Genomic DNA, 7,365 nt, shown 5'->3' with positions numbered 1-7,365 from the left:
GGTGCCGCAGCCGGTCGCGCCGCACGCGTCGCAGACGACCGGCCCGCGCCCGGTGCCGCCGCCGGCGACGCCGCCGCACCCGACGCCGCGCGGCGGCGTCCCGCAGCCGCAACGAAGGGGTGTCTGACATGAGCGGGCCGACTCCGGCACCGGCCGGGCCCGCGGGGCCGCGGCACGGCGCCGCGCCCGGGAAGAAGAAGGGCGGCGCCGGCAAGGTCGTCGTGACGCTGCTGGTCCTGGGCCTCGCGGGCGGCGGCACCTACGCCTACCGCGTCTACTCCCAGCAGGGCTCCGGGCTGCCGGGCGTCGACGACGTCGCGCCGAGCGCGGCGCGGCAGCAGTCGACGCTGGTCGACCAGGAGGACCTGCGGGTCATGCAGATCCGCGCGAAGCAGGAGTCCGACCTCGCGGGCGGCGGCGCGGCCGCCGCGGCGGCCCGCCAGCCGCGGCTGATGACCTCGGCCACCGGGCGGACGCTGATGCTGCCGCAGCGCCGGCAGCCGTACTACGTCTCCGAGCTGCAGAAGCTCGCCGGGCAGGACTTCCAGAAGCAGAGCGACGGCTCCTACCTGCTCAGCGTCAACATCATGGTCGCGGCCGGCGGCAAGCTGATCCTGCAGAGCTCCACCGGGCCGCTGACGATCCGTATGCGCAGCGTGCCCGGCTCGTTCACCTCGATCGTCAGCGCGGGCGGCACCGTCCGCATCAACGGGTCGGCGCAGAACCCGGTCCGCTTCACCAGCTGGAACGACGACACGAACAAGCCGGACACGCAGGTCGCCGACGGCCGCGCCTACATCCGCGCGATCGGCGGCACGTTCGAGATGCACTACACGCAGGCGTCCGACCTCGGGTTCTGGAGCGGCCGCACCGGCGGCGTCGCGCTGACCGGCTCGGACCGCCCGGACTCGTCCGCCGAGCTGTCGGACGCCGGGCCCGCGCACCGGGTGCAGCTCCCGGACGGCCAGCAGGAGGCGACGCAGGGCGACCGCCAGCGGGTCCAGGTCACCCCGGCGGGCGCCGCCGGCAGGGGCGGCACGTTCGAGGTCCCGGCGGCGAGCCTGGTCAGCGGGACGATCGACCACTCCCGCTTCGACGGCGACGCCTACGGGGTGTTCGTCACCGCGTCCAACCAGGTGCAGATCACCAACACCGCCATCAGGAACAGCCTGGTCGACGGGGTGCTGCTGCACCGGTTCGCGAAGAACGCGACGATCGAGAACACCACCGTCACCGCCAGCCGCGGCGACGGCTTCGTGCTGTCGCGCGGGACCGAGGGCGTCCGCGTCACCAACTGCACGTCGAACGGGAACGGCGGCAACGGGTTCACGCTGAACGGCGAGCCGCTCGCCGAGGGGCCGTCGGCGTCCGGCGAGGCGATCACCAGCTTCGGCAACAACCTGGTGAGCAGCAGCGTCGCGACGGACAACGGGCGCTACGGGGTGGAGCTGCTCGGCGGCACCGGCGTCGCCGTGCAGAACAGCCGGATCACCGGCGGCGACATGGGCATCGTGGCGCGCGAGAAGGGCGCCCGCATCCAGATCGCCGGGAACCAGGTGAAGGGCTTCTCCCGGCAGGGGATCGTCGTCCGCGACGGGATGGCGGCCGCGACGGTGTCCGGCAACGTCGTCACCGGCGGGAAGACCGCCCTGTACGTCCGCGACGCCAACGGCACCTTCAACGGCAACACGGTGCAGTCGGCGCACCGGCACGGGATCACGCTGCGCGGCGACGTCACCGGGTCCGTCATCACCGGCAACACCCTGAGCGGCGCCGGCACGAGCGTGATGGACGTCGACCGGGCCACGGGCAAGTACCAGAACGCCAACAACAACATCAAGGGATGGCACAAGACCGCGGGCTTCGTGACCTGGCTGAAGCGGATCTTCAAGCCGATGAACGTCATCTGGGCGGGCGTGTTCCTGCTGGTGGCCATCTCCATGTTCCGGTCCCGTGGCACGCGGCTGCGCATCGGCAGCCTCGGCGCCCACCCGTATTCGGCGCAGGACAAGCTCGAGGAACGGCCCGTGCGGCTGCTCCGCCGCGCCGATACCGTCCCCTCCCAGGACGGTCAGCGAGTCGGTGCGCGCGCGGGACGCTAGCCCGGCGCCCACGGCGGCACGACGCACCAGAGCGGTCATCCAAGGAGTAGTTCAGCATGACGATCAAGATCGACGTCAAGTTCCTCATCGGCCTCGCGGTCGGCGCGCTGGTGGCGGCCGGGCTGGTGATCCTGTTCACCAGCGGGGGCGGCGGGGACGACTCGAAGAAGACGTCCGCGGACGGCCGGATCAGCCCCGCCCCGCAGGGCGGCGGCGACCAGGGCGGCGACCAGGGCTCCGGGGACGGCGACGGGGACGGCGGCGCGGGCGGCGGCGCGCAGGCCGGCGCTCCGCTGACGCTGCCCGTCCCCGACGGCGGCGGAAAGGTCGCCTGCCCGAAGCCGACCAAGACCGTCGGCGACGCGAACGCGCTCCAGCAGGCGCTGAAGGGCGCGCAGGCCGGCGACGTCATCAAGATGAACCCCGGGAAGTACGTCGGCAAGTTCGTCGCGACCGCGTCCGGCACGCAGCAGCAGCCGATCTTCCTGTGCGGCGAGCAGGGGTCGGTCATCGACGGCGGCGGCGTCAAGAAGGGCTACGGCTTCCACCTGGACAAGGCGAACTACTGGCGGCTGATCGGCTTCACCGTCCAGAACAGCCAGAAGGGCGTCGTCGGCGACACCACGAACGGGTCGGTCATCCAGGGCCTGAACGTGCACGACATCGGTGACGAGGGCATCCACGTGCGCGACTTCTCCACCGGCAACACCATCCAGTACAACAAGATCTTCAACACCGGGCTGCGGCGCGAGAAGTTCGGCGAGGGCGTCTACCTCGGCACCGCGCAGTCCAACTTCAAATCGGTCTCCGGCGGCAAGGTCGACAACAGCGACAACAACGTGGTCCGCGGCAACGTCATCCGCGCCACCGCGGAGGCGGTCGACATCAAGGAGGGCACGAAGGGCGGCAAGATCCTCAACAACGTGTTCGACGGGTCGAGGACCGGCGGCGACAAGCACAACGACTCGTGGGTCGACGTCAAGGGCAACGGCTACCTGATCGAGGGCAACAAGGGCGACAAGACGCCCGCGGACGGCTTCCAGGTGCACCAGATCATCAACGGCTGGGGCACCGGCAACACCTTCCGCAACAACACGATCAACCTGGACGGCGGCAAGGGCGTCGGCATCAACGACACCGTCGGCGGCAACACGATCGCCTGCAACAACAAGGTGACCGGCGGGCGGCTCACCGCGAAGGGCGAGTGCTCCTGACGCGCGGGGGCGCGTGACGCGGGGCGGGGGTGGATCGTGAAGATCGATGTGAAGTTCGCCGGCGTGCTGGCCGTCGGGGCCGTCGCGACCAGCGCCGTGGTCGTGCTGGCCACCCAGGGCGGCGGCAAAGGCAAGAACGCCGCCGAGAGCGACCCCCTCCCCGGAACGGGGAAGGGCGCGCCCGCCGGCACGGGGAACGGCGCAGGCGCGGGCGCCGGTGCGGGCGCCGGGGCCGGGGCGGGCTCGGGGGCCGGGGCGGGCTCGGGGGCCGGCTCGGGGAGCGGGATCGGGCAGCCGGCGCCGGCGATGCCGCTGCCGTCGTCGTACCAGCGGATCGCGTGCCCCAAGGCGACCGTGACCGTGCACGGCGCCGTCCAGCTGCAGGAGAAGCTGAACACGGCAGCGCCCGGTGACGTCATCCGGCTGGCCCCCGGCCGGTACGCGGGCCAGTTCTCCAGCCAGAGGTCCGGCACCCGCGCCAAACCGATCTTCGTGTGCGGGACGCCGCGGTCCGTGCTGGACGGCGGCGCCCTCTCCAAGGGCTACGGCTTCCACCTGCAGAACGCGAGCCACTGGCGGCTGATCGGCTTCACCGTCACCCGCAGCCAGAAGGGCGTCATGCTCGACGGCACCAGCGGGACGGTCGTGCAGGGGCTCACCGTCCACGACGTCGGCGACGAGGCCGTCCACCTGCGCGATTTCAGCACCGGCAACGCGGTGCAGTACAACATGATCACCCGGACGGGACGGGCGAACCCGCGCTTCGGCGAGGGGGTGTACCTCGGCTCGTCGCACAACAACTGGGGCCGGGTCACCCAGGGCAGGCCGGACGCGAGCGACGCCAACCTCGTCGCCGGGAACCGGATCACCGCGACCGCGGAGGCGGTGGACATCAAGGAGGGCACGTCGGGCGGCCGGCTCGTCGGGAACGTCTTCGACGGCTCGCAGCTCTCCGGCGGGAGCGTCAACGACTCGTGGGTCGACGCCAAGGGCAACGGCTACGTCATCGAGGGCAACCGCGGGACCGGAACGCTCAAGGACGGTTTCCAGACCCACGAGGAGTACAAGGGCTGGGGGACCGGCAACGTCTTCCGCCGCAACGTCATCGACCTGGGCGGCGGCAAGGGCGTCGGGATCTTCCTCGGTTCGGACGGCAACACGGTCGCCTGCGACAACCGCGTCACCGGCGGCCGACTGACCAACAAGGGCACGTGCTCCTAGAGCCATCGGGAGCCGTCCCTTCCGTCAGCTGTGAAGAAGGAGAAGCGCAATGAACCCGACGGAGTCCCCGCGGCTCACCGTCATCGGCACCGGCTACCTCGGCGCCACGCACGCCATCTGCATGGCCGTGCTGGGCTTCGAGGTCCTCGGCGTGGACGTCGACCAGCGGAAGGTCGACCGGCTCGCGTCCGGCGAGGTGCCGTTCTTCGAGCCCGGCCTGCCGGAGCTGCTCACCAAGGCGCTGGAGTCCGGGCGGCTGCGGTTCACCACCTCCTTCGAGGAGGCCGGCGAGTTCGGCGACGTCCACTTCCTGTGCGTGGGGACGCCGCAGCAGCCGGGATCCGACGCCGCCGACCTCACCTACGTCGACGCGGCGGTACGCGCGCTCGCGCCGAACCTCACCCGGCGCGCGCTGGTCGTCGGGAAGTCGACGGTGCCGGTCGGCACGGCCCAGCGCATCACCGGCGTCCTCCACGACCTCGCCCCGGCGGGCGAGGACGTCGAGCTGGCGTGGAACCCCGAGTTCCTGCGCGAGGGCTTCGCCGTGGACGACACGATGCGCCCCGACCGGCTGGTGTTCGGCGTCGCGTCCGACTGGGCGCTGGAGCGGCTGGAGGCCGCGTTCCGGCCGATCCTCGACCTCGGCACCCCGGTGGTCCGCACCGACCTCGCGACCGCCGAGCTGGTGAAGGTCGCCGCGAACTCCTTCCTCGCCACGAAGATCTCCTACATCAACGCGATGGCGGAGGTCTGCGAGGCGGTCGGCGCCGACATCAAGCACCTCGCGGACTCGCTCGCGCTGGACGACCGGATCGGCGGCAAGTTCCTCAAGCCGGGCCTCGGCTTCGGCGGCGGCTGCCTGCCGAAGGACATCCGGGCGTTCGCGCACCGCGCGGAGGAGCTCGGCGTCGGGCAGGCCGTGTCGTTCCTGCGCGAGGTCGACGACATCAACCGGCGGCGGCGCGCCCGCACCGTCGACCTCGTCCGGGAGATGCTCGGCGGGATCTCCGGCAAGCGGATCGCGGCGTGGGGCGCGGCGTTCAAGCCGAACTCCGACGACATCCGGGACGCGCCCGCGCTGGACGTGGCGCGCACCATGCACGGGCTCGGCGGGCACGTCCGGGTGTTCGACCCGGCCGCGCTCGACAACGCGCGGCGGGCGTTCCCGGAGCTGCGCTACGGCGACAGCGCGCTCGACGTCGCCCGGGACGCCGACGTCGTCGTGCTGCTGACCGAGTGGTCGGACTTCAAGGAGATCGATCCGGAGGCGCTGGCGCAGGTCGTCCGGCACAAGCGGATCGTGGACGGCCGGCACGCGCTGGACGCCGAGCGCTGGCGGGCCGCCGGCTGGGAGTACCGCGCGCTGGGACGCTCCTGAGGCCGCGTTCCCCGCGTCCTCCATGTTTCGCACGTTTCGAGGTTCCCGCCGGTGACATCGGCCACCGGCGGGAACACCCCGCACCGCGGAGCCGTTGACGCGGTCGAGGGCCCCTGAGCGGGCCGTCCCGGACGAGGTGCGCCGTACCCGGAAAGCGAAGACGACGCGTGACCGTGCCGTCTCACGCATCCGGGAGTCACCATGGCGTGGATCCTCGTCATCCTCGCGGGCCTGTTCGAGGTCGCGATGGCGCTGTGCCTGAAGGCCAGCAAGAACTTCTCCGAGTGGGTGCCGTCCGCCGGATTCCTCCTCTTCGCCGTGGCCGGTTTCGGCCTGCTCAGCCATGCGCTGAAGTCGCTGGAGGTCGGCACCGCGTACGCCGTCTGGGTCGGGATCGGCGCCGTCGGCACCGCCGCGCTCGGGATGCTGGTCATGGGCGACCAGGTCTCCGCGGTGAAGATCGGCGCGCTCGCCTGCATCATCCTCGGCGTCATCGGCCTCAACCTGGCCGGTGGGGGCCACTGATTCGCCTTACGACCTGCCGTTAAGGAACGTAATCTCCCGTAAGCGCGTCTATGCGACGACGGGAGCACCGGGGGTGCTCGGACACAGGAGGACGGACCTTGGTCTTCAAGAAGCTGCGGCAGGCGATGGGCATCGGCGGGCCCTCGATCGAGACGACCCTGCACGACCCGAACACCACCCCGGGCGGCGTCGTGACGGGCGAGGTCGTCATCGTCGGCGGCCAGTACAACTCCGACATCAAGTCGGTGAACCTCGCGCTGCGCACCCGGGTCGAGGTCGAGACGGACGACAGCGAGTACACCTCCAACATCGAGTACTCGAAGATGCCGGTCGCGGGCGGTTTCAAGCTGGAGGAGGGGATGCGGCACAGCGTCCCGTTCCAGTTCCCGATCCCGTGGGAGGCGCCGCTCACCCACATGTACGGGCACCCGCTGCACGGCACCACCGTCGGCATCGCCACCGAGCTGGAGGTCGCGGGCGCCCTCGACCCGGGCGACCTCGACCCGATCGCCGTGCACCCGCTGCCCGCGCAGGAGCGCATCCTCGCGGCGTTCTCCAACCTCGGCTTCCACTTCCGCAACGCCGACTGCGAGAAGGGCCGCATCTGGGGCGTGCACCAGGAGCTGCCCTTCTACCAGGAGATCGAGTTCCACCCGCCGCACCACTACTCGCACGGCATCAACCAGCTCGAAGTGACGTTCGTGTCGTACCCGCAGTCGATGGAGGTCGTCCTGGAGCTGGACAAGCGCGGCGGCGTCTTCACCGAGGGCCACGACGCGTTCAGCCGCTTCACCGTCGACTACGCGACCGTCGAGCACACCGACTGGGAGCGCGAGCTGGACGGCTTCCTCCAGGAGGCCGGCCGCCGCCGCGGCTTCTTCTAAGCCCTGACCTGGGGGGACGACGCGGACCCCCTCCGCGGTGT

Annotated in this window: 6 protein-coding genes and 1 riboswitch; all 6 genes read left to right on the top strand. The window is 71.2% G+C overall.

Annotated features, from left to right (window positions below; translation table 11 throughout):
• Window positions 1-128: 128 nt before the first annotated feature.
• The 6 genes from amrb99_RS44580 to amrb99_RS44555 all read left to right on the top strand — a co-directional run bounded on the left by amrb99_RS44580 (window position 129) and on the right by amrb99_RS44555 (window position 7,324).
• Window positions 129-2,102 (top strand): right-handed parallel beta-helix repeat-containing protein, encoded by a 1,974-nt coding sequence (locus tag amrb99_RS44580; RefSeq protein ID WP_190868092.1) that lies wholly within the window; start codon window positions 129-131, stop codon window positions 2,100-2,102.
• A 56-nt stretch (window positions 2,103-2,158) separates the two neighbouring features.
• A complete protein-coding gene (locus tag amrb99_RS44575) occupies window positions 2,159-3,316 on the top strand; it encodes a right-handed parallel beta-helix repeat-containing protein (protein ID WP_190868091.1) in 1,158 nt (385 codons plus the stop codon).
• Window positions 3,317-3,352: 36 nt separating this feature from the next.
• Window positions 3,353-4,537, top strand: coding sequence for a NosD domain-containing protein (locus amrb99_RS51995; protein ID WP_190868090.1), 1,185 nt, complete (start codon window positions 3,353-3,355; stop codon window positions 4,535-4,537).
• Between the two features lie 49 nt (window positions 4,538-4,586).
• Window positions 4,587-5,915 (top strand): UDP-glucose/GDP-mannose dehydrogenase family protein, encoded by a 1,329-nt coding sequence (locus amrb99_RS44565; RefSeq protein ID WP_190868088.1) that lies wholly within the window; start codon window positions 4,587-4,589, stop codon window positions 5,913-5,915.
• A gap of 103 nt (window positions 5,916-6,018) precedes the next feature.
• Window positions 6,019-6,085, top strand: a riboswitch (guanidine-III (ykkC-III) riboswitch).
• A 31-nt stretch (window positions 6,086-6,116) separates the two neighbouring features.
• A complete protein-coding gene (locus tag amrb99_RS44560; protein WP_190868086.1) occupies window positions 6,117-6,440 on the top strand; it encodes a multidrug efflux SMR transporter in 324 nt (107 codons plus the stop codon).
• A gap of 98 nt (window positions 6,441-6,538) precedes the next feature.
• Window positions 6,539-7,324 (top strand): sporulation protein, encoded by a 786-nt coding sequence (locus tag amrb99_RS44555; protein ID WP_190868084.1) that lies wholly within the window; start codon window positions 6,539-6,541, stop codon window positions 7,322-7,324.
• Window positions 7,325-7,365: the final 41 nt, after the last annotated feature.

The sequence above is a fragment of the Actinomadura sp. RB99 genome (assembly GCF_014706005.1).
In the GTDB taxonomy this organism is placed as follows: domain Bacteria; phylum Actinomycetota; class Actinomycetes; order Streptosporangiales; family Streptosporangiaceae; genus Spirillospora.
Note: the sequence above shows the minus strand (reverse complement) of the source record. Positions and strands in the feature narration are given on the sequence as shown.